We start from the raw sequence: 21835 nt of genomic DNA, 5'->3' as shown, positions 1-21835 counted from the left end.
GAGCGGGAAGTCCGAATCGATGCTCTGCGCCGTGGTGTTTTCGGTGTCGAAGCACGCCAGCGTGTCCATCAGCGGTGAACCGGAACCGATTTCACCGCGATAAACGTCGGCCAGTGGCGCCTGCCCCAGCGGCCAACTCAGGAGGGCGTCGAATGGGACACCCTTGTCCACCGTAAGGAGCAGCGGCGGGAGTGGATGCGCAACCCCGCAAACCAGCGGCTCGCAGTCGTTGTCGTCTTCGACACCATCGTTGTCATCGTCCACGTCGCACGCATCGCCGACTCCGTCACCGTCGGCGTCTTCCTGCAGGGGGTTGATGACCAGCGGGCAGTTGTCGGCCTGGTCAAGGACTCCGTCTTCGTCGGAGTCGGCGAGCGCATCACAGACATCCCCGAGGCCGTCGCCATCGGTGTCCGCCTGATCCAGATTCGGGTTGTCGGGACAATTGTCCACGTTGCCGCAGATCGTATCGCCGTCGATGTCGTTGTTCGGGTCCAGGGGACAGGGGTCGCAGGCATCTCCCAGCGTGTCCAGGTCGACGTCACTCTGTTCGAAGTTGGGTACTATGGGACAGTTGTCGATGTCACCACAGGCACCGTCAGTATCAATGTCGTTCTGAGGATCGTTCGGACAGAGGTCGCAGATGTCACCTTCCAGATCCCCGTCGGCGTTTTCCTGCAACGGGTTGACGCGCCTGAAACAATTGTCGCAGTGGTTCCCGAGGCCGTCGCCGTCGTTGTCCACCTGACTGTTGTTGTTCGTGGTCAAGCAGTTGTCGCAAGCATCACCGAAAGCATCCGTGTCGCTGTTGGCCTGACCGGGGTTGGGAATCAAGTCGCAGTTGTCGGCGCTTTCGCAAACGCCGTCACCGTCCTGGTCGTTCTCGGGATCAGCTGGACAGGAATCGCAAACGGTACCGATGCCGTCCTGATCCTGATCTTGCTGGTTTGAGTTGGCGATACTCGGGCAGTTGTCGACGTCGCCGCAATCGCCGTCGCCGTCGATATCGTTGTCGGGATCGTTGGGGCATGTGTCGCAATCATCGCCCAGGCCGTCCGAGTCGGTGTCGGTCTGACTCGGGTTTTGATCGTCGACGCAGTTGTCCACGTTGTCGCAGACACCGTCACCATCCGTATCCGTAAAACAGAAATCCTTGTAGACGGTGAAGTAATCGAGGACCGCGCCGGTGCTGTCCACGAACGTCATCTCCAGGCTGTTGCCGTCGACGTCCACGACGACCGACCCGAGCGTGTTCGTTGAGAAAAACATCGCAGGGTGGTTCAAGGGACCGCCGCTGAGCTTGCCGGCATTGCCTGCGACCGTGTGAACAATTCCGGTATGGGGATCCGGGCCCAGGTTTTCCTTCATGTAGGCGCCGCTGCCGTCCAGCTTCCCGTCCCCGGGATCGACCATCATGTCCGGCAGGAACGTACTGGAGTGACCGTAGTGGCCGTCGATCAGGAACGAGCGCTCGTAACTGTGACTGTGGCCCGTGAAGGTCAGGTCCGCCCCACGGTCATCGAGGATGGGGACCGCGTTCTGGCGCATGTCGACCATGCGGCCCTCGGTATCCGAATCGTGGCTACCTTTGCTGTACGGGGGGTGGTGCCAGAAACAGATGACCCAGTCCTGGGCCGTGCTGGCCAGATCCAGATCGAGCCACTGCATCATCGCGCCGCCCGCTGAGGGGTTGGTCTCGTGGGAATCCAACACGCAGAAGTGGATGTTGCCGTAGTCGAACGAGTAGTAGGCCTCGGTTCCCGAAGCGACGCCACCGCCTTCGGTTCCCGTGGGGAGCGTGAAGATGTCGTAGTACGGCCCCGACTGCGTGGAAGAGTCCGCCGAGGCACCGTCATGGTTCCCGAGCGTGGGCCACAGCACGGTCTTGTTCAGGATGTCGGGGTAGATGTCGAAGAGCTTGGTCTGGTACTCATCGTCCGTACCCAAATTGTAGGCGTTGTCTCCGAGCATCAACCACAGATCCGGGGGGATCCCGCCGGACCAGGTGACGAAGGAGTCGCGCACCGCCAGGGCGTTCGCGTCCCCCGTGCCGGAGTCTCCGACAATCCAGATGCGTGTCGGCTTGGCGGTTCCGGTCTGCGGCGCCGTGACGAAACGGTGATCCGGGTCGCCGCCGGCCAAACGTAGCGAGGTCGTGCCGACCGCATAGTAATAGGTCGTGTCCGCGCTGAGGAACGGCAGCGTGACGATGTGTTCGGTCGTCAGAGCCGGATCCGTGACGGCCGGGGTCAGACTGGCGGGCGACGCACCGGTCTCGACGACGCTATCGGTTGGGATGCTGGTTCTCCAGCGCACGACGATACTGTCCGACGTACCCAGTTGGAGATACGGCCCACGAGTTACCGTGAGTTCCTTGTTGACGGTCAGGTTGGGGACGAGGACCAGATCACTCGAGATCGAATTGATGTTCCAGACACCGATGGCCAGAACGTTCGAACCGTTCTGCAGGGCTGCAATGCCCGGGGTAGAGATGTCCTTGAAATCGTAGGCCGGCACCGAACCGTTGCTGGATTCGTGGTCGGCCGCGGTCGTGTCCCAGGCCAGGGCGCCGCCGGGCATCGAGGCCGATCGAAACACCTCGACGCCGTTGATCCAGGCCACGTAGCCGTCGTCGTAATCACTACCGAGAAACAGATTGGTGACCGTGTTCACGTCCACGATGTTGAATGTGGAACGCGTGAAGACGGAAGAAGACCCGATCGGAACCGTCGACTCGATCAGGTTTTGGGCTCCGGTCTGGCCCTCGTACCCGACACCGTAGTTTCCGGCCGTCCACGACGAGTCATCGAACGCCGGCGAGGTCCAGGTCATGCCGATGCCGGGATCGGCCGTGTTTGCGAGATAGGTGTTGGGGGATCCGGCCTGGACGACGATCGTTTCCTGAGCGGCTACAGGAACGATCGCGGCGCCTAGAACGGCCACGATCGCGAGAGACCTCGAAAGAAAACAACGCTGTCGAGATTCGGCCAAGCGGCCTCTCCTCTAAGTTACTCGCTGTCGATCGGGCGGCTCGCGCTGTCACCGGCGTCGGGACTTGCCCCGAATCGGAAAACTGAGTCTGCCCCCTTGTCCGACTTACGACGGCCTGTGACCGACCCTTGTTCTACGAGTCTTGACTAAGGTGATCCGAAACCGCTACCTGTTTAGATACTATTAAGAGGCCCAAGAACCAAACGTTTTGATTGGATTTATGGATTGTCGGCGAATAGGGCCAAATAATCCCCAATAGTGATGTATCGGGCGGGTGCCTCCGAGCCCCTGCTACGACGTCTGTCACGACCTGGACGCGCCGACAGCTGCGACGACATCGAATCCTACGTCAATCGCAGGCGTCGCCTTTTCCGTCACCATCGCTATCCCTCTGATCGGGATTGAAGACATCCGGGCAATTGTCACACTTGTCCCCCACTCCATCGCCGTCCCTGTCCCCCTGGTCCTCGTTCTTGTCGTTGGGACAGTTGTCGCAGACGTCGCCGTGGCGATCCAGATCCGAATCCTGCTGGCCCGGATTGGGTTCCGTCGGGCAGTTGTCGCAGGCGTTGCCGATCTCATCGCCGTCGGCATCTCCCTGGCCGGGGTTGAAGATCGTGGGACAGTTGTCGCAGACGTCTCCGACAAAATCGACATCGACGTCGTCCTGCGTAGGGTTCGGTGTCAGCGGGCAGTTGTCCTCGAGATCGAGCACTCCGTCACCGTCGGACTCTCCGTTGACCGATGGGCAAATTGCCGGCGGAGCCCGGGATGCGCCATCGCTGCTCTCCCCGACGTCACTCTCCGCGCAGACATTCTCGGCGCTGACCAGATAAAGAAACAGGCCGCCGACTGGCGGGTTCTGGGAGTCGCCGGCCTGCACCTGCGGGGTCTCCGGAACGAGGCAAATTGTCGCAATCGCGCCGCCCGGCACGGCGCGGTAGATGTTCGACACGTGCCCCTGGATACCGCGACTCCAACGCAGCCGTGTCTGCGACAGGGTTCCTCCACCGCCGGGCTGGAAGTTGGTCTTGCCCATGACAAGCGACGGACCCACCTGGCCCGGCGGGAACGCAACTCCCGGTGACAGGTCGGCGCAATCGCACACGTCGGGAATGCCGTCGCCATCGCTATCGGCCACGCCGCTGTCCAACGGACATGGATCGCATGCATCGCCCTTGCCGTCGCCATCGGAGTCGATCTGCCCGGGATTCGGTATGTCGGGACAGTTGTCCTCGTCACCGCAAACGCCGTCCCCGTCGATGTCGTCGAAAGGATCGAGCGGACAGATATCGCAGGCATCGCCCAGGCCGTCCATGTCCTGGTCGGACTGGTTGGAATTGGGCACGTTCGGGCAGTTGTCCACGTCGCCGCAGACGTTGTCCTGATCGATGTCGTTGTCCGGGTCGTTCGGGCACGGGTCGCACACGTCGCCCAGCCCATCCTGGTCGCCATCCACCTGACCCGGATTCGGATCCTCGGGGCAGTTATCGACATCCCCGCAGACGCCGTCGGCATCGGCGTCGTCGTCCGGGTCGTTCGGGCACGGGTCACAGACGTCCCCGGCGCCGTCGCCGTCCGCGTCCTCCTGGCCCGGATTCGGGTCGACCGGGCAATTGTCATCGCCGGTGCAGACTCCGTCGGCGTCGGGATCGTCACACGTCTGCTTGATGATGGTGAACGTGTCCAGCGTCGCTCCACTGGAATCGAGAAAACTCGCATCGAGCCGTTCGTTGTCGAAATCCAGCACGAGCGATCCGAGCATGTTCAGGCCGACGAACATCGCCGGGTGGTTGAGTGCACCCCCCGTCGCCTGTCCCGAACTGCCGGCAACCGCGTAGATCGCACCCTGATGGCCGATCGGACCGGGCCCGGGCTTCGCGTACGCTCCATCGCCCGCCGGGTCGCCGTCGCCGGCATCGATCTGCATGCTGGGGATGAACGTCGACGAATCGCCGTAGTGCCCGTCGATCAGGAACGAACGCTCGTAACTGTGGCTGTGGCCGCTGAGTACCAGATCGACGCCATGGGCCTCGAGAATCGGCAGCGCGTTCTGGCGCATGTCGATCAGTGGGGCCTCCGTGTCGGAGTTGTGCGAACCCGCGCTGTAGGGTGGATGGTGCCAGTACGCGACGGTCCAGTCCCTCGTGTTCGCCGCCAGGTCGTTGGTCAGCCATGTCAGCATGGCCCCGCCGGGTGAGCGATCGGTCTCGAAGGACTCCAGAACCACGAAGTGAATGTTCCCGTAGTCGAACGCGTAGTAGGCCTCGGTTCCCGAACTGAGACCGCCGGCCTCGGCGGCCGTCGGTAACGTGAACATGTCGTAGTATGGACCCGTCTGCGTCTGCGAATCGGAACTGGCACCGTCGTGGTTGCCGAGGGTCGGCCAGAGCACCGACTTCCGCAACATGTCGGGGTAGATGTCGAAGAGCGCGGACTGGTAGTCCGAGTCAGAGCCGACCGGGTAGGCGTTGTCACCCAGCATCAGCCACAGGTCGGTGTGCTGACTTGCGGCAAAAAGGTAGTAGGCGTCGCGCACGTCGCGGGCGTTCTGGTTAGCGGTTCCGGAATCGCCAAGCACCCATACTCGCGTCGGACTGGGTGTTCCCGGCATGGGAGCCGTGACGAACAGGTGACGGTCGTCCCCGCCGACCAGTAACGATGTCGCGTCACCGACGCCGTAATAGTAGGTCTGGCCGGCGACGAGTCCGGTCAGCGTGATCTCGTGTTCGGTCGTGAGGGTCGCGTCGTTGGCCGAGAGCGTCAGCGCCTCCGGCGCCAGGCCGTAGTCCACGCGACTCTCGGTCGCGGTCGCCGTTCGCCAGCGCACGGTGATCGCGCTTTCCGATCCCGATTGTAAATACGGCCCACGCACCAACGAGAACGCCGGATTCGCGATCAGTTGAGGGACGAGCACAAGGTCGGACGATGCGCCGCTCACATTCCAGGCTCCGACAGCCAATACGTTGGGCCCGTTCTGCAGCGCCGGGATTCCGGTGAGCGAGATGTCCTGCACGTCGTAGACCGGTAGCTGTGCGTTGCTCGACTCGTGAGTCGAGGCCGCCGTGTTCCAATCCGGCGCGCCGGCGGGCATCTCTACGGAACGAAAGACCTCGATGCCGTTGATCCAGACCACGTAGCCGTCGTCGTAGTCGGCGCCCACCGTGAGCCCCTGAACAGCGTTGATATCGTCGATGTTAAAGGTCGCCCGCGTGTAGACCGAAGAGCTCCCGCCGGGGACGGCGGTCTGGATCAGGTCCTCGGCGCCAGTTGCCAGTTCGAAGCCCACACCGTAGACGCCCACCTGCCACGCGGAATCATCGAACGCCCCCAGGGTCCAACTCAGACCGATCCCCGGATCGGAGGCATTCGCCAGGTAGGTCATCGGATTCCCGGCGTCCAGCAGGACCTGCTCCTGGGCCTGAATGGGCTGGCAGGCCAGGGCGATCACGAGCGTAGCAAGGACAGATAGACTCTTCACAAGGACCTCGTTCCGTCGGACCCCCCCGGAGTCTGTTCTATATACGGTGTCTACGCGGGATGCGGCATCATTCGTCTGGGGATTCTTGCGGAAACCCGTCAATCGCCGTCTCAGATTGGATGGGGACCGCGTCGGGTCAGAGCCGCCCCACAGACAGGCATGGGAGGCACGGTGGGAAAGCGAACGCCGATTCCACGATCTCTGCCAACACCCCGGGCGGGACCCCCTGCTCGGCATCACACTTGAGTTTCGCTCGGTCGATCTCGCGATGAACCACCTCGATCAGCAGCCCCTGCGCGCCGCTGGCCAGCGCTGCGTGACTCATGGCCGCGACGAGTCGCCATGCACCGGTCGCGTGAGAGGGATCGACGATGATCGGTAACGGACACAGACGACGCAGCGGCTCGATCACGTTGAGGTCGAGGACGTTGCGGGAGTAGTCCGAGTTGCAGGACGTCCGGATCCCTCGCTCGCAGAGCACGATGTTGCGATTACCCTGTTTCGCGATGTACTCGGCCGCGCAGAGCCACTCCTCTAGGGTCGCGTTCCAACCTCGCTTGAGTAACACCGGTTTTCGAGTTTTGCCGACTTCCGTGAGCAGCGGGAAATTCTGCATCGAGCGGGACCCGATCTGTAGCATGTCGGCGACAGCGGCCACCTGCTCCACCAACCGCGGATCCATCACCTCGGTCACGATCCCCAGCCCGGTCAAACGCCGAACCTCGTCTAGGATCTCCAGACCCTCTTCGCCCAGACCCTGAAAACTGTGCGGACTGGTTCGCGGTTTGTACACACCGCCACGCATCAGACGCACACCGACGCGGCGAACGTCACGCGCGATGGTTAGAGTATGTTCCAGACTCTCCACCGCACACGGGCCGGCGATGATCACGGGAACCTCGCCCCCAAAGCTGACGCCGTTGACCTCTACCTCGTGGGTTCGGGATTCGTCCTTGTAGTCCGACCAGCATCGTCTAAGGACGCTGAGATCGGGTATTTCGTACTCCATGCTTTCCCTCACCTCGCCGAAGCCGGGATTAGCGGCTCCTGCACAGTTATCAATGCCCCCCACGCAGGCGAGGCCGGAGCAGTTGTCCGTTACGGACAACCCCGAACTCGATCGATCCCACACGATTCCCGCGCGAATCGAACGCAAACGTTCCCGTGTGGCCGTGAACCTGCGTTTCGCCCAGCCCGCGACGTAACGCCTCCGGTTCTCGCCCCCGCCGTCGCGCCGCGTCGGCCAACGCGCGAATCCCGTCGTAACCCAGCGCGTGGTGGATTCCCGGCGCTACCACCGGGGACGCAGAGTCGCCCCGGAGAAGCGGAAGGACGAGTCCTTTCGCCCAATCCGGAAGCGCGCCGACGAGTTCCGGAGTATCCAGCCGCGTGCTGCCGAGGATCCGCTGCGGCGTTCCCTCGCGCCCGAGCGCCTGAAGACGACCGACGGCCTGCGCTGCATCGAGCCAGAGCAACAACACGTCGGCAGCGGTGCTATCGTCGCCAGCGGGCTGGTCGCCGACTAGCGTTTCAACCACGCGCACACCGAGATCCCGACAGGCGCTTCGAACCGCTGTGGCGCGCTCACGACCGGAACGACCGTCGGGAACCGCCAGTAGCGCGGTCTTCCCTTGCGGATCTTCGAACAGCCCGCGCAGCAACGCGCGAGCTTGCGCGCCATCGCCGGGAACTCCCCGGAAGACCCACGGAACCATCGCCTGCGTCAGGGACTCCTCCGGAGACAAAGTGATCACCGGGATCCGCTTTCGCGTTGCGATCTGAGCAGCGACGTGGGCCGCCCCGTCGGCGGTCGGACCGATCAGACCCACGACCCGCTCTTCAAAGACCAGACGCGCCGTCAGACCGGCCCCGTCGCTCCACGGTCCCCCCACGGCGAGGCGGGCGAGTTCGAGATCTCTCCCGTCGATACCCCCGGCCATGTTGATCTCGTTCACGGCCTGTTCCGCGCCCTCGGTGAGCGCCTCCGCGGAGGGTCCCGTCGTCACGAGCAGCCCAATCACGATGCGATCGGGCTCGGCGCCGGTCAGCGGAAGACCTGCGAGGATCGTGACGGCCAGGGTGACCTCAGCGAAAGACAAAACGCCCCCCAACGACCTTCGCAATGACAACGGGTGACACGTTGTTCGACGTCGCGTCGAGGTGAATCGTCCCGGTCACACCGTCATACTCACGGACGGCGCTCAACCCGTCGCGTATCCGCGCGCGGTTCAGCCCCTGCGTCCTGACGGTCTCAAAGACCAGCCGTGCCGCGTCGTAGCCGTAGGCCGCGAACGCGTCGGGGTCGGCCCCGAACCGCTCGCGGTAGCGGCGGGTGAATCCCAACCAACCCGGATCCTGTCGTCCGGGGTTCATCCAGAACGCCGCCTCGGCCCCCTCGCCCGCTTCACCGGCGAGCTCGAGAAACTCTTCCGATACGATCCGATCCGTACCGACGACGGGTAGGTTCATTCCACGCTCAGCCATCTGGCGCACGATTCGCCCCGCCTCCGCCGCCTTGACCCACAGGACCACCGCCTCGGCACCGGAATCTGCGAGACGATCCAGTTGCGACGAAAAATCCCGTTGACCCAGATTGACTAGAAGCTCCATCGGGAGCGGTCGGCCCAATCGTCGGGCACCGTCACGGAACTCCTTGATGCCAAACCGGCCGTACCGATCGCTCGAACGGATCACGGCGACACGGGACAGCCCCTTCTCCTCGAAGATCAGAGAGGCGATCCGATAGCCCGACTGCCGGTCGTCGGGAGTTATCCGCACGATCCACGGGATCCCGGTTTCGGTCATCGTCGGATCGGTGCTGCCGACATTGACGATGGGCAGTTCCGTCTTGAGGGCGACCCTCAAAGCCACGTGGGTGCTGTTTGGATCGACCGAACCGATCACCGCCCAGACCCGGTCGGTGTAGGCCAATTCGACGAGGGTGTTGCTTGAGCTGCCCCACAACGCCTGATCGTTCTTGAGGACCAACTCGAAGGGAATCCCTTGATACGCACCCTGGTGGTTGGCCTCGTCCAGCGCCAGTTCGACGCCGCGCCTGAGACTCGAACCTGCCGCGACATCCGGCGAATCGTGCAAGGGCGCCAGCAGACCGATGCGCACCGTCGACACTCCGGCAGGGTCTGCACCCTCTCGGCCCTCTCCCCGGAACACCGGCGCTGTCAGGTAGAACTGCCGATACGGGTTTCCCGACCGGGAATAAGGCACCAGTTTGTCGGGTGTCCGAGCATAGACCTGCTGTGGCTCCCCCCGGTCGGCTTCGCCGGACTCGCCCGCGCGAATCGTCGAGCTGCCGACGAACAGCAGGCCGGCCGCCAGCAGCAAACCGATCGCTCGTGACGCCATCCGTCTCATCCCCGCGGCACGATCGCCGTCGCCTCGATCTCGACCAGCAGGTCGGAGCGACAGATACGGGCCTGGATTCCCGTGCTTGCCGGCAGCGGGTTCAGACCGACGGAGTTCATGAACGCGGTTCGTAGTTCGTTGAAGCGGTCGTAGTCGCGCTCGATGTCCCGAAGGTAGCAACTCGTCCGGACGACATCGTGCCAGCTCGCTCCCTCGGCGACGAGCAGCTGAGTCAGGTTGCCAAACGTGCGCAGGCACTGGGCGTCAAAATCGCCGGGATGGATACTCGCGCCGGTGTGGTCCACGCTGGCGGTCCCGGAGAGTAGGATCATCGTCGCTCCGGGTAACTCCACGGACATGCCGCGGCTGAACGATGCGGGTTTTGCGTAGTCATATGCCTCGTTGAGCATCTCGGGCGCTTCGATCGCCCGCTTGGGAATCAACGGTCGATCCGCTACGGGATCGAGACCCAATCGTTCCGTTCCGACCAGACCCAACGCCTCGAGTTCGGCCCGGGCACCCGGGCTGAGGCGTTCCTCGAATACTTCATCCATTGACATGGTGAGATCTTCTTTCATTCGTCGTCTCCTTAATTCACTTGTTGGGCTTGATCGAGGGGTTCGAATCGGCAGCGATTCCGTGAGCGAGTCCAGCCGCGGTCGCGACCCAGACATCGTCGCCCGCCAGACCGATGCAGAAGACCGTATTGCTGGGGAGACCGCTTGTCTGCCGTCGCGTTCTACGCTCGCCGTCGGGTCCGTCGATCTGCAGTTCGAAGGATCTGCCCGGAAGTCGGCGCCAGGTATGCCAGGTCTGACCGTCAAAGCGGCTCATGCCCTGGTCCGTCGCGATCCACACCAGATCGTCACGGGCGACGACGAAATTGATGAAGTCGCCGGCCAGACCGCTGTCCATCTGACTGTAACTCTTCCAACGCCGTCCGTCGTACCGACTCAGCCCGAAGTAGGTGCCGACCCACATCAAATCGCCCGACACTCCGATCGCAGACGTGACATCGTGGACCAGGCCGTCGTCACGAAAGAGGTCGATCTCCATCTCGCCATCCGGATCGCGATGTTCGCGAAACTGCCCGGTCACTCGGTCCCGAACGATCACGCCGCCGCCCCACACGGCGACGTAGACCGCGCCGCGCTCGGCCAAGACCGAATAGGTCCAGGGCTCATGCATCAGCGTGTTGGTCGTGTCGAAGATCGCCCACCCACCGGTGCGCGTGTCATAGCGACTGAGCCCGGCCGCGGTGGCGACCCATACGTTCGGCCCGTCCACGCTGATCCCATAGACAACGTTGTTGGCGAGACCGCTGTTGACCTGCGTAAAGACGTCAAACCGCCCGCCGGTCAATCGCGCCAGCCCACCCATCGTTCCGATCCAGAGATCGCCGTTCTCCGATACGGCGAGAGCGGTCACCGCAGGGAACGGAAGACCGTCAGCCGTGCCAAACACGCGCACGGCGTCGTTCTCGAGCAGGGCCAGTCCTTCCTCGGTACCGGCCCAGACACGCGGCCCCTCGACCAGGACGGCAAAGACCTTGTTCGACGGCAACCCGCTGGCGGTGTCGAAGACTTCCCAACCGGTGAACGGCACATCGCCGGCTGCGACCGGTGCGGTCGAACACAGCAAGACGAATGCGATCAGCGTGGCCAGTTTGGCGCGCATCACAAACTCCTCAGATAGATCACGAGATCGTTGAGTTGCACCTTGCTCAGATCCTCGGCGACTCCGTGCGTGTCGTCCGGGGAAAACACCGTCCAGATTTCCTCCAGCGTCAACGCACGGCCGTCGTGCAGGTAGGGCGCAGTCGACCCGATATCGAAAAGGTGGGGTGTGTCGAAACGTCCATCCGTACCGACGTCCGAGGACAGGCGGTCGGTGAACAGCGGCGGACGGTGGCACGTGTCGCAGCGCTGCTCGGTGGGGATCATCCGACCGTTGTTGGTGTGGGTTCGGAAAAATATCTTGCGCCCCGCTTCCAGCGCTTCGGTCGAGCCATGGGACGACCGCCGTGGCGGCACGGGTATCGACTCGATGAAAGCGACCAGGTCTCTCAGTTTGTCCGGGGGGAACGGGTCGGACCGCGTGAGCACCTTTGCAAAACGCGGCCCGCACTGGGTTGCCAGATCCGGGTTCTTGCCGTTCCACTTGAAGGGAGCGGTGTCGCGAATCCCGCGCAACGAACGGGTGTCGACCAGGTTCTGCCCGACACCGTCGATCTCGAAATCCCAGATCAGACCGTCGCTGTGTCCGTCGGGGTGACACGAGCGACAGGAGAACTGCCCCTGAAACGTCCCGGAGGCGTCATGGAACACCTGCTCGCCACGGCGCTCCGGTGTTCGCTGGTTCGGCCCCCCGAGATCGATCCGGTCGACGACCTCGAGTAACATCGTATCGATCACGGCGATCGAATCGGCCAGCCGCTCGGCGACATACAGACGATCTCCCGATGGCGACAGAGCCAGCCCCCGGGGTGCTTCGCGGGTCGGGATTCGTGCCAGCACGTAGCGCTCCGAGATCCCCAGGTCGTCGGCCAGTAGGTCGAGCTCCCGTTCGTCGCGATCCGCCACCAGATCGCGCAACGCGTGCACGTCGATCGCGGTTACCTTCCGGGCTCCCATGTGAGCCACGAAGGCGACGCCCTCGTCCGGGGTCAGCGCCACGCCCGAGGGATCGGCGAAGAAGGCGTTCACCTCGTCCAGTGGGAACTGGACGGTGTGACCGCCGGAACGAGTCTCGATGAACACGATCGAACTTGTCATCACCGCGCCGCGGGCGACCTGCGTCAGGGGCAGCAGATTGCGAAATCTCAGCGCGCTGGCCAGGACGAGGGAGCCGTCGGCCGAAACCGCGATGCCCTCGCTCAGGTGGGCCGAGGGAAGTTCTCGCCGCTCCAGAATGCGATTGTTCCGGGCATCGATCAGGGTGACCTCGGAGGCTGCGAGAACACCCGGTCGGGCGGGTCGGACCAGCCGGTTCGCCACTGCGAGCAGTTGCTCATCCTGCGAGAGGTCCAGTGCGTACGGTTGCATGCCGGCGACCAGTCGGCCGACGGTGGAGGAGGATGTCTCGGCGAAGACGAGCGCGTTTCCAAATCCCTCGGCGACGAAGAGCCGATCGCCGTCGGCGGAGAGGGCCAGACCGAGAGGTTCGGCGACCTCGAGCTCCTCTTGCAGTTCGAGCGTCGCCATGTCGAGGATGCGGACCCGATCCCCGTGACGGCTGGAGACCGCCAGCCTCCGGCCATCTGCAGAGACGGCCACGCCATGGGGGCCGCCCGGCAGGTCGATCGATCGACTCGTTTTCCCGGTCGATAGATCGACCTCGATCAGACGATCGACACCGGATGCAGCAACGAACAACCGAGCGCCGTCGGGTGAGACCGCCAGGCCTTCCGGGGAGACGAAGCGGGTGTGCGGGCGCTGCGCCGCCACCGGGGGCGCCGTACGATTCGCATGACACCGAAGGCACATCCCCTGCGGCACCTCCGTACGACCGGTCTTTACCTGGACGTGGGCCGGGAGCCAGGTGTGTGCGCCCACCCAACCGGCCAGACCAAGAACCAGAGTGACCAGAAAGAATCCCGTCACCGCGTAGCGGATCCGACGTCGGGTCATGATCGTCATCGCCGGGCCACCTCGACGGTCGTCTCGACGAGCGAGATAGGCGGCCGCGTCGTGGACAGGACCCTGCGGTTCACCGGTGCCGACTCGCGGCTTTCGTGGCAACCGAAACAGGCCCGCGTCTCCCCCGGCCGAACCCAGAACCACGCGGATGTCGAGATCTCGGCCCCGTTCGCGTCAACGGAGCGCACACGGATCGGTCGATCGGGAGGCACCTCGGCGAAGAGCGAGCCGTCGGCCTCGAGCGGGACGACTCCCAACGTTTGCGGCCGACCTTCAGAAAAGGCCTGCACGACGAGTTCGACCGCGCGTGGCGTTCCGGGGGACGGACCCACCACGCCGTCGGATCGGTTCGCATCGTAGAGGATCAGCTTTCCGCTGGTCAGGTCCGTTCGCCGGCCGGACGGTTTTCCGCGCGGCGGCTCCACGATCGAGAGAGCGACGGCCTCGACCTCGTCCCACGCGGGATCGTCGAACACCGGCTGCAACGCTTGAACCCCGGGAACCGTCCGAAAGACGGCTGACGTCCGCGCAGAACCCGTCCCGGACCGCATCCGGCCGGTCAGCAGTAGCCCGCCATCGACCATCGGTTCGGCCGAACGGAGGTCGGCGAGACGCTGTTCGGAGCCCGCATCGAACACGAGCGTTCGCGCGGTCGCGAGCGGGCGGCGCGTCTCCACCCGTTCCAAACGAGTGTTGCCGTCCGGATCGGTGGCGATGAAGACCACGCCTCCGTCGGTCGTCGCACGCGGGCGAGATCGGATCGACCCGAACTGGTGGCTTCCGAAGAACGGCTCGATCATCGAACCGTCGGGATTGACCGTGAACAGAGCGGCCTGCAGGCCCTGCTTCATGGAGAAAAGAATCCTGCCGTCACCGAGTCGGGACGGATCGGACGCCGAACCGACGCCGAAGGTGATCCGTTCGACGTTCGAACGTGATCTCGTGGCGGTGAACAATTCCCGACGGGACCCCGAGATCGTCGCCACGTCCTGGCCGTCAACGGCACACACGACGACCCATCGGTCCGCCGTCAAATAGGCAGGATCGCCGCAGTCGCGATCCAATACGATCACCTTGCGCGGTTTGGATCCGAGCGCCGAACACTCGTAAACGCCCCAGCGAGCATCCGCGGTCCTCCGACCGGCGAACATCACCCGAGATCCGTCGGGTGAGACCGCAGGGGCGCCGGCTGTCGCGAACCCCCGGGAGAGGACGGTCCAGTCGTCCGCGGATGAGCCTGGACGGACCCGGATGACGCGGCTCCCCAGCGGGTACCTCGCGTCGAGATCGAGGCGCTGGGCGGGATCGACGACACTCTGCGCGATCGGCAACTGAACGACCACCAGATCGGAGAGAGTCTTTGCGGGCGCGGTGGCGGGTGTGGGGCTGCAGCCTGCGCAGACCATGACGAAACAGGCGAGAGCGGCTACGCGACCGAGCGTCGATACGGCGCCGGCCCTCACAGGCCCTCCTCGATCCGCACGATCTGACGCGGCGCGACGTTGGAGACCACGCTGCTTCCGCCGCCCGGCCAATCGATCCGGATTCGGTCGATCGAGCGATCCTCGGGACCTAGCCCGAAGTGGAGTCGCGAATCCCCCTGCCCGAGGTAGGCCGACCGGCTCCGACTGGCGCCGCCCAGCGTCTCCCCTGCGATCTGCATCTGGACCTGCGCGCCAAAGGGATCTCGCGATCGCCGTCCGACCAGATCCAGCATGACCCACGAGTCGCGTCCGGCGATGTCATTTCGAAGCAGAACATGATGGCCGTTCAGACTCGTGACAAACAGATCCATGTCGCCATCGTTGTCGTAGTCCGCCACGATCGACGACCTACCGATGTTGCGCGATGCGAAGTAGGAACCTCCCGCCTCGGTGGCATCCTCGAATCTAAAATCTCCGACGTTGCGCATCAGTAGGTCTTCCCAACCCACCAGATGGTGAAGACCGCCATTCGCGACGAATAGATCGAGTCGACCGTCGTTGTCGAAATCAAGCAGATTCTGCCCCCAGCTGACGTACTGGCCGGAGAGGGCCCCCACCCCGGAACCCATGACCTCGTCGCGAAAACCACCGTTGGGAGTCTGTCGATAAACCGCGCCGTAGCTGGTGTCCGAGACGGCCAGGTCGAGCAGACCGTCCCCATCGAGATCCCCGACATCGGCCGCCATCGCCGCCGTCTGCTCCCCGTTCACGCCCATGGCGACGCCGGCGACGAGACCGTTTTCGGAGAACAGACCGGAGCCGTCGTTGAGCAACAGGAAGTTCGCTGTCGCGTCGTTGGCCACGAAGATGTCCGTGTCTCCGTCTCGGTCGAAGTCGGCGGTCGCGATACTCATCCCGCGTCCGATCACCGAACCGATGCCGGAGGACGACGTCACGTCCTCGAACGTGCCGTCACCACGATTACGGTAAAGCGTATCTCCCTCGGCCTTGTAAGAGAGAGGGCCGGGGTACCCGTCGGGAGCAAAGAAATTGTCTTCCCGCGGGTCGAACTCGAGGTAGTTGGCGACGTAGAGATCGAGATCTCCGTCGTCTTCGATATCGAGAAACGCCGCGCCGACACTGAAGCGCGGATCCGCCACCCCGGAGGCGGACGAGGCCTCGTCGAACGACCCGTCTCCCCGGTTGATGAACAATCGGTTGGGACCGCGATCCGCCAGGTACAGGTCGCGATGACCATCCCCGTTCACATCGCCAACAGCGATCGCGACGGCGCCGGTCGATGCCGGGATTCCCGTACGGTCGGTGACGTCTTCGAACGTACCGTTCCCGAGGTTGCGATAGAGCCGCATGCCCTGGTGTGCGTCGGGCGCTCCGTCCGGGTCGGGACTCCGCGGACCACTGGCCACGACCAGGTCCAGCCAGCCGTCCCCATCGAGGTCGCCAAACGCTGCCCCTCCCCCCACCGCATCGATGATGTTGGTCAGATCGGGCGTGGGCGCATGATGTCGAGCACGGATGCCGGCGCCGAGGGTGACATCCTTGAAGCCGCCTCCCGCGACCGGATCCGGCAGGCTCACCGACTCCGATTTCCGGGCCCCGGCCAGATCGTCCCTGGTCGACACCCGTGCGGTTTCCGCGGAGCAGGCCGCGAGGAGCAGCAGGCACAGCAGCCAGATTCCTGACAGTCGCGGCGGTGGCCGGTCGAGACGACGGTCGCTGGCAGGCGGGCTTGGATAGAAAAAGCCCGAAATGTGGATGTTATTCGCAGACATTGGCACTATTTCGGATATTGAATATCCGGAATATACGAGATCTCAACCCTGTGTCAAGGGCCGAAAAGACCGAAAGGCCACCCGATTCCGCTAGCGGGTGGGTTTGTCTCGTTCTCGCAGAGCCTGGATCACCGACGGTTCCGGGAACTCCACTTTGGCCGCGAGTGTCGCCAACGTTTCGCCCTCGAAAACGCGGTACTGCGCCATCTCGGCTTCACGAATGACGGAACGCACGCCGCATCGCGACTGGCGAGGGCAATCCCCCACCGAGAGCAGGCAGCACTGGGAAACGAGAGGCCCTTCAAGCGCTTCAATGATGTCGACCATGCAAACGGTCTCGGGTTCGCGGGCAAGCAGGTATCCCCCACCCGGACCCGAAGCAGCCTGGGTGAAGCCGGCCCGCGCGACGTCCTGGAAGATCTTGGCGATGTATCCCGGAGAAAGCGTCAGCTTCTGCGAGTAGGCCCGCAGGTAGGCCAGGATCTCGTCAAACGGAATCGGCTTACCCCTTGAGAACGCAGCAATATAGGCCAGACCGTGAAACGCGTACCGGGTCTTCTTCGAGAGTGATCTCATTGGCCCACCCACTTCGGATGCTTTTTCCTGCGAATGAGGATACGTCACATTCCGGATAACGCATATCTATCTTGACCTCGATTTGCGACCAAACACACAAGGGGCCACCCGGCTCTCCGGGTGGCCCCTCTCTCTCATGGTCGATGAAACTAGTTTGAAGTTCTCCTCCGGAATCTGTCCACTACCTCAACGTTCGCACATTCGTCCAGCACGTCGCCGTGGTTCAAGTGCGCGGCGACATCATCGGGATCGACACAGATGTCGTGTCGATTCCTCGGGTTACCCCGCGGAATATGACAGAGGCAAACTTCGTCGGGCTCCTCCATCTCGTGGAAGTTCTTGGCGTAGTCTTCCGCCCAGAGCAGGTTCTCGCCCTGGTGACAACTCAGGCAGGCGAAGTCCAGCGTGACTCCGGCCTGACCCATCTCGTCCAGGAGCACCAAACCACCATCCTCGGTGAAGAGGTTCGCATCCGCATCGGTATTGATGCGGAACAGGTGGGTCCGTATGTCGCCCTTGTAGGGGCCCAGTGCCTGGGCGGACTTGGTGGCGAACGGCATGTGACAGTCCTGGCATTCGACGCCGAATTCGCCCATTTCGGTCAGGGCGTAGGAGTCGGCGATACCGGAGTGGCAATCCTCGCAGGAGGTCACGATCGAGTACTCGGCCTTCTTGTGCGGGTTGTGACAGCTGACACACTTCAGTTCCGCATGAGGGCTGGCCAGTTGCTCGTTGTACTGCTCGTGGTGACGGATGAACCCACCCTTTGCCGGGATCGTCGCCGTGTCGCCACGGAAGTGACAGCTCCCGCAGGCAGCCGCTGAGTCGTCGATGCCCTGGTACTCGCCGGAGAAGTGCGCGCCGGGGCCATGACAGGCTTCACACTGCACGCCGCCGAACGCGAAGGTGCCGTGCATTCCGGGAAGACCGTCCTGGTTGTCCGAAAGATCGCCGTCGGTCTCCCAGTCGGTGTCGGGCACCCAACCGGTTGTGTGACAGGTCCCACAGTTGTACGGCTTGAACTCTTCCCCGGGATGGTAGTCGGACCACTCCCCCGTCAGCATGTTGTACTGGTTCATGCCGGGGGTGTCGGCCAATCCATCGCCGTCGGTATCCACCGAGGTGATGATGTAGCCGTCGTTGTCGATGTAGCGGACCTTCCATTTGTAGCCGCCGATGATGTAACTCACGTCGTCCCACGTCAGACCCGACACGCCCGGCGGCAGGGGTGGCTGCGGAAGAGGGACCGCACGGTTCTGAGCGACCTCAGACGAAACGAGCTTCCAGGGATGACCGGAGACGATCCACTCGTTGTGCTGGGTGATATGGCAGTTCGCACAGGCTTCTGCGCCGAAGTAGCTCTGTGCGGCAGCATTGAATGGAAACATCAGGAGTAGACCACCCAATATGACGATGAGTAAGGGCGTGTTCTTCTTCATGATGCCTCCCCTGATTAGGTGTTCTTGTTGCTGAGTATGGATCGGCCGTGGGAACCCACGATCCGTTTGATGTCTTGCCGGCGTTCCATCGGTGCCACCACGTCGCGGATGGACTTGATCCCATCGTTGGGTGGGATTCCGCGCATGGGAACAAAGTACTCTGATCGCCAGAGCTTGGTATCGGGAGTTCTACGTATGAAGGGAGGGGGGAAACAGCCGGGAGGGCGGGTCAGAGTTCTGCGACGACGGCCTCCGAGAGCACGCCGATCCAGACACCGTTCACGACGCCGCCCGGGCCGACCTGCACGGTCGTCGGGATGCGGGCCACCTTGTAGCGATCGAGGACGCTCGGGCTACCGACGAGCACCTCGCTGCGCAAGTTCTTGTCCGCCACGTACTGACGCGTTCGTTCTTCGTCGACCGTCGAGATGAAGACCACGCGTCGGTTGTCTCCGAGGTCGGAGTCTTCGATCGCCTGCCAGTTGGCGAAGTTGGTCTTGCAGGCGGGGCAATCGGGGGAGAAAAACAGCAACAGGGTTTCCCGGTCGGTGTAATCGAGATTGGTCTGGGCACCGTCCAGCGCGGGCAGAGTGAACCCTTCCACCACATCTCCGACTTCGAGTCGCGGTATCTCTTCCAGTTCAGCGTTGTACTGGGATTCCAGCATCGCTCTAAGCTGTCGATTCTGATGGATCAACAGCCCCGAGATCACCACCAGGGCGACGACCATCACGACTAGCGCGATGTTGAGAATCCGGTTGTGGTCCGACATGGAAGCCTCGCGGAAAATGACCTGGACCGCGAGATGATCTCACGGCCCAGGTCAAACTTCTACCTTCGGCCGCGTCGGACGCAGACCCCGCCGCAATCCGCTCCACCCGTCTGGGGGCAGCAGTTGTCTCGGGGATCGTCGATACAAACGAGATTGCCGGGGCATTCGATGCCCGCGATTCCGCCGCAGAAGATGTTGCTGACCGGCCCGCCCTTCGGGCAGGCGGGTCTGGCCTCGACGGGAGGCGTCATGAGCGTCGTCGCTCCCAGTACTACGACGACCAGCGCGCATGCGGTCAACGATGCAATCAGAACTCTCTTCATTCATTTCTCCTTATTGGTCGGGTTGTTTGAAACCCGTATCCGCCCAGGCTACGCAGGGTAAGCCTCGACGGTCTTGAGGGAACCTGCTGTTCTTCCAATCGCCAGGATCGCATTGTGCCGGTGTTTTTGGGGTAAACTTGAACCAATCGTGCGGATGAGGGGCGGGAGAGAGGTCACGATGCGGCTTGGCAACGACGATTACCTGGAGCCCCGCACGCTAGCCCCGCATGCGCTCGAGTCGACGATTCCCCAGGTTTCTTGTGCCGATCCCTCCCCCGAGGCGGCCTGCTTCTTCTGGCACGAGATGGCTCTCTTTATCGGGCCTGCGCTCCGATCGGCTCCGCATGGTCATTTTTGCGTCGAGTTGACGCTGGCGTTGGATGGGGAGTTGGAAGTGAATCCGGAGGGCGGAGGCGGCGCCACCGGACTGGGCGGCGTGCTGATCGGCTCCAACGTACCGCACCATCACCGCATGCACGGCAGCCGAGCGGCGCAACTCATCGTCGGCCCGCTGACGACCCCCGGCATGGCTCTCCGCGCGAGTCTTGGAACCCGGCCGATCGGTTTCATCAGACCGGCGAACGTGGAACCGTTTCGCGCGGCGCTACACCGTTTGATCGGCTGCGACGACATCGCAGCGGCTCTTCGCGTGGCCCGATCGCTGGTCCGACACTTCTCGGCACTCGGCCCCGTTGCACCCGCGGACGGTCGGGTCTTACAGGCGATGCATCGCCTGCTGCGAGATTTCACGCTCAACACTCCGGTGCGTGAATTCGCGGAAGAGGCCGGTCTGTCGGAGAGCCGGCTGAGCCACCTATTTCGCACCCACGTCGGCGTGCCCCTACGCACCTACCGGCGCTGGCTGCGGTTGCGGGCCGGTGTCCTCTTTGGGCTCTCGGGATGGGATCTGGCTGCAGCCGCCAACGAGGCCGGCTTTTCCGATCAGGCCGACTTCTCCCGCGCCTGCCGTGAAGCCTTCGGTGTTGCACCGTCGGTCATCGTCCAGGCCCCGACTTCGCTCTGGGTCGGAGAGACGCCGGCGGGCCGCGGGCTCATGCCTGACCTGACTGCCGGATCGATCAAGTCGGTGACCCGGAAAGGCAAACGCCCATAGCGGTGCCCAATTGAGGCGGCGACCGCTTCCGTGGGGGGATACCATTCGTTTCCTGAAAACCGGAACATGAGGAGGATGACATGCGTGTCGTGGTGATAATGGCTCTTGCGATCGTCGCGCTGGGATGCACGGCCGATGCGACCGAACCCCGGCCCGCCACCCAGTCAGCCGGCTTCGAACGGATCGCCGGGACGGTTCTCGAGACCCACGACGCTTCGAACTACACCTACGTGCGTTTCCGGACCGCCGACGGTGAGGCGTGGGCCGCCGTACCCCAGGCCCGTCTCGAGGTTGGAGCGCAGGTCGTCATCGCCAATCCCCAGGCGATGCCGAATTTCGAAAGCGAGAGTCTCGGACGGAGCTTCGAGACGATCTACTTCGGGACCCTCGAGAACTCCCCCGCGGTGTCGCCGAAGGCGCCGACCGGCAACGCGCCGATCGCGATCGACAAGCCGGTCGGGAAGACGGCGCGAACCATCGCCGAACTCTACGCCGACAGCGGCGAGCTCTCCGGGAAAGTCGTGACGTTGCGGGGCCAGGTCGTGAAGTTCAGCTCGGGCATCATGGGCCGGAACTGGATCCATCTTCAGGACGGCAGCGGCGACGAGACTGCCGGAACCCACGACATCACCGTGACGACGTCCGACGCGACAGCGGTCGGAGAGATCGTCTCCGTTCAAGGGACCGTCGCCGTCGACAAGAACTTCGGCGCCGGCTATCGCTATGCGGTCATCGTGGAAGAGGCGACGGTTAAGTAATTCCGGCGGCCCGTGATCGTCGATGGACTCTAACGTTCGTTGCGGAATCAAACCCCACTCGAATCATGAGTCCCACGACTGAGTCCAGACCATCGGCTTCGGAAGAGAGCACGGATCGTCCCATGTATGCGCGTATCCGCGTATTGCCGCTTTCCGGCCCCGT

17 protein-coding genes are annotated in these 21835 nt (G+C 63.4%); 2 read left to right on the top strand and 15 right to left on the bottom strand.

Features of this window, described 5'->3' with window-relative positions; all coding sequences use genetic code 11:
- The 15 genes from OES25_13380 to OES25_13310 form a co-directional block, all read right to left on the bottom strand.
- A partial coding sequence (locus OES25_13380; protein MDH3628632.1) for a thrombospondin type 3 repeat-containing protein occupies positions 1-2991 on the bottom strand: 2991 nt, incomplete at its 3' end.
- A gap of 349 nt (positions 2992-3340) precedes the next feature.
- The gene (locus OES25_13375) at positions 3341-6472 is read right to left on the bottom strand and encodes a thrombospondin type 3 repeat-containing protein (GenBank protein MDH3628631.1); all 3132 of its coding nucleotides are present in this window, start codon (positions 6470-6472) and stop codon (positions 3341-3343) included.
- 136 nt (positions 6473-6608) lie between these two features.
- Positions 6609-7481: a 3-deoxy-7-phosphoheptulonate synthase gene (gene aroF, locus OES25_13370; GenBank protein ID MDH3628630.1), complete on the bottom strand. Its 873-nt coding sequence runs from the start codon at positions 7479-7481 to the stop codon at positions 6609-6611.
- 49 nt (positions 7482-7530) lie between these two features.
- Entirely contained in the window at positions 7531-8571 is a 1041-nt protein-coding gene (locus OES25_13365) for an ABC transporter substrate-binding protein (protein ID MDH3628629.1), read from the bottom strand.
- The gene (locus OES25_13360) at positions 8558-9835 is read right to left on the bottom strand and encodes an ABC transporter substrate-binding protein (GenBank protein MDH3628628.1); all 1278 of its coding nucleotides are present in this window, start codon (positions 9833-9835) and stop codon (positions 8558-8560) included. The genes OES25_13365 and OES25_13360 overlap by 14 nt, the downstream gene beginning before the upstream one ends.
- A gap of 5 nt (positions 9836-9840) precedes the next feature.
- Positions 9841-10413 carry a Rid family hydrolase gene (locus OES25_13355; GenBank protein ID MDH3628627.1) on the bottom strand — a complete coding sequence of 191 codons (573 nt, stop codon included), beginning with the start codon at positions 10411-10413 and terminating at the stop codon, positions 9841-9843.
- Between the two features lie 16 nt (positions 10414-10429).
- Positions 10430-11512, bottom strand: coding sequence for a regulator (locus tag OES25_13350; protein MDH3628626.1), 1083 nt, complete (start codon positions 11510-11512; stop codon positions 10430-10432).
- On the bottom strand, positions 11512-13473 hold the full coding sequence (locus tag OES25_13345) for a hypothetical protein (GenBank protein MDH3628625.1): 1962 nt from the start codon (positions 13471-13473) through the stop codon (positions 11512-11514). Before OES25_13345 ends, OES25_13350 begins: the two co-directional genes overlap by 1 nt.
- On the bottom strand, positions 13470-14936 hold the full coding sequence (locus OES25_13340; protein MDH3628624.1) for a hypothetical protein: 1467 nt from the start codon (positions 14934-14936) through the stop codon (positions 13470-13472). Before OES25_13340 ends, OES25_13345 begins: the two co-directional genes overlap by 4 nt.
- Positions 14933-16690, bottom strand: coding sequence for a CRTAC1 family protein (locus OES25_13335; protein ID MDH3628623.1), 1758 nt, complete (start codon positions 16688-16690; stop codon positions 14933-14935). Before OES25_13335 ends, OES25_13340 begins: the two co-directional genes overlap by 4 nt.
- A 90-nt stretch (positions 16691-16780) precedes the next feature.
- Positions 16781-17266 carry an Rrf2 family transcriptional regulator gene (locus OES25_13330; protein ID MDH3628622.1) on the bottom strand — a complete coding sequence of 162 codons (486 nt, stop codon included), beginning with the start codon at positions 17264-17266 and terminating at the stop codon, positions 16781-16783.
- 149 nt (positions 17267-17415) lie between these two features.
- Positions 17416-18705 (bottom strand): cytochrome c3 family protein, encoded by a 1290-nt coding sequence (locus OES25_13325; protein ID MDH3628621.1) that lies wholly within the window; start codon positions 18703-18705, stop codon positions 17416-17418.
- A 14-nt stretch (positions 18706-18719) separates the two neighbouring features.
- Positions 18720-18851 (bottom strand): hypothetical protein, encoded by a 132-nt coding sequence (locus OES25_13320; GenBank protein ID MDH3628620.1) that lies wholly within the window; start codon positions 18849-18851, stop codon positions 18720-18722.
- 83 nt (positions 18852-18934) lie between these two features.
- Positions 18935-19477 (bottom strand): redoxin domain-containing protein, encoded by a 543-nt coding sequence (locus OES25_13315; protein MDH3628619.1) that lies wholly within the window; start codon positions 19475-19477, stop codon positions 18935-18937.
- A 59-nt stretch (positions 19478-19536) separates the two neighbouring features.
- Positions 19537-19800: a hypothetical protein gene (locus OES25_13310; GenBank protein MDH3628618.1), complete on the bottom strand. Its 264-nt coding sequence runs from the start codon at positions 19798-19800 to the stop codon at positions 19537-19539.
- Between the two features lie 154 nt (positions 19801-19954).
- Between OES25_13310 and OES25_13305 the strand changes: the two genes are divergently transcribed.
- Together OES25_13305 and OES25_13300 are read left to right on the top strand one after the other, a co-directional pair.
- On the top strand, positions 19955-20914 hold the full coding sequence (locus OES25_13305; GenBank protein MDH3628617.1) for an AraC family transcriptional regulator: 960 nt from the start codon (positions 19955-19957) through the stop codon (positions 20912-20914).
- An 80-nt stretch (positions 20915-20994) separates the two neighbouring features.
- Positions 20995-21672 carry a nucleotide-binding protein gene (locus OES25_13300; protein ID MDH3628616.1) on the top strand — a complete coding sequence of 226 codons (678 nt, stop codon included), beginning with the start codon at positions 20995-20997 and terminating at the stop codon, positions 21670-21672.
- The last annotated feature ends 163 nt before the right edge of the window (positions 21673-21835 follow it).

The organism is Acidobacteriota bacterium, from assembly GCA_029861955.1.
Lineage (GTDB): Bacteria > Acidobacteriota > Polarisedimenticolia > Polarisedimenticolales > Polarisedimenticolaceae > JAOTYK01.
Note: the sequence above shows the minus strand (reverse complement) of the source record. Positions and strands in the feature narration are given on the sequence as shown.

Bases quoted from the DNA above. Each gene is read 5' to 3' on its own strand.
- OES25_13330 (MDH3628622.1), bottom strand. From the start codon at position 17,266: ATGAGATCACTCTCGAAGAAGACCCGGTACGCGTTTCACGGTCTGGCC.
- OES25_13300 (MDH3628616.1), top strand. From the start codon at position 20,995: ATGCGTGTCGTGGTGATAATGGCTCTTGCGATCGTCGCGCTGGGATGC.
- OES25_13315 (MDH3628619.1), bottom strand. From the start codon at position 19,477: ATGTCGGACCACAACCGGATTCTCAACATCGCGCTAGTCGTGATGGTC.
- OES25_13360 (MDH3628628.1), bottom strand. From the start codon at position 9,835: ATGGCGTCACGAGCGATCGGTTTGCTGCTGGCGGCCGGCCTGCTGTTC.
- OES25_13350 (MDH3628626.1), bottom strand. From the start codon at position 11,512: ATGCGCGCCAAACTGGCCACGCTGATCGCATTCGTCTTGCTGTGTTCG.
- OES25_13320 (MDH3628620.1), bottom strand. From the start codon at position 18,851: ATGCGCGGAATCCCACCCAACGATGGGATCAAGTCCATCCGCGACGTG.
- OES25_13305 (MDH3628617.1), top strand. From the start codon at position 19,955: ATGAGGGGCGGGAGAGAGGTCACGATGCGGCTTGGCAACGACGATTAC.
- OES25_13325 (MDH3628621.1), bottom strand. From the start codon at position 18,705: ATGAAGAAGAACACGCCCTTACTCATCGTCATATTGGGTGGTCTACTC.
- aroF (MDH3628630.1), bottom strand. From the start codon at position 7,481: ATGGAGTACGAAATACCCGATCTCAGCGTCCTTAGACGATGCTGGTCG.
- OES25_13335 (MDH3628623.1), bottom strand. From the start codon at position 16,690: ATGTCTGCGAATAACATCCACATTTCGGGCTTTTTCTATCCAAGCCCG.
- OES25_13345 (MDH3628625.1), bottom strand. From the start codon at position 13,473: ATGACGATCATGACCCGACGTCGGATCCGCTACGCGGTGACGGGATTC.
- OES25_13310 (MDH3628618.1), bottom strand. From the start codon at position 19,800: ATGAAGAGAGTTCTGATTGCATCGTTGACCGCATGCGCGCTGGTCGTC.
- OES25_13355 (MDH3628627.1), bottom strand. From the start codon at position 10,413: ATGAAAGAAGATCTCACCATGTCAATGGATGAAGTATTCGAGGAACGC.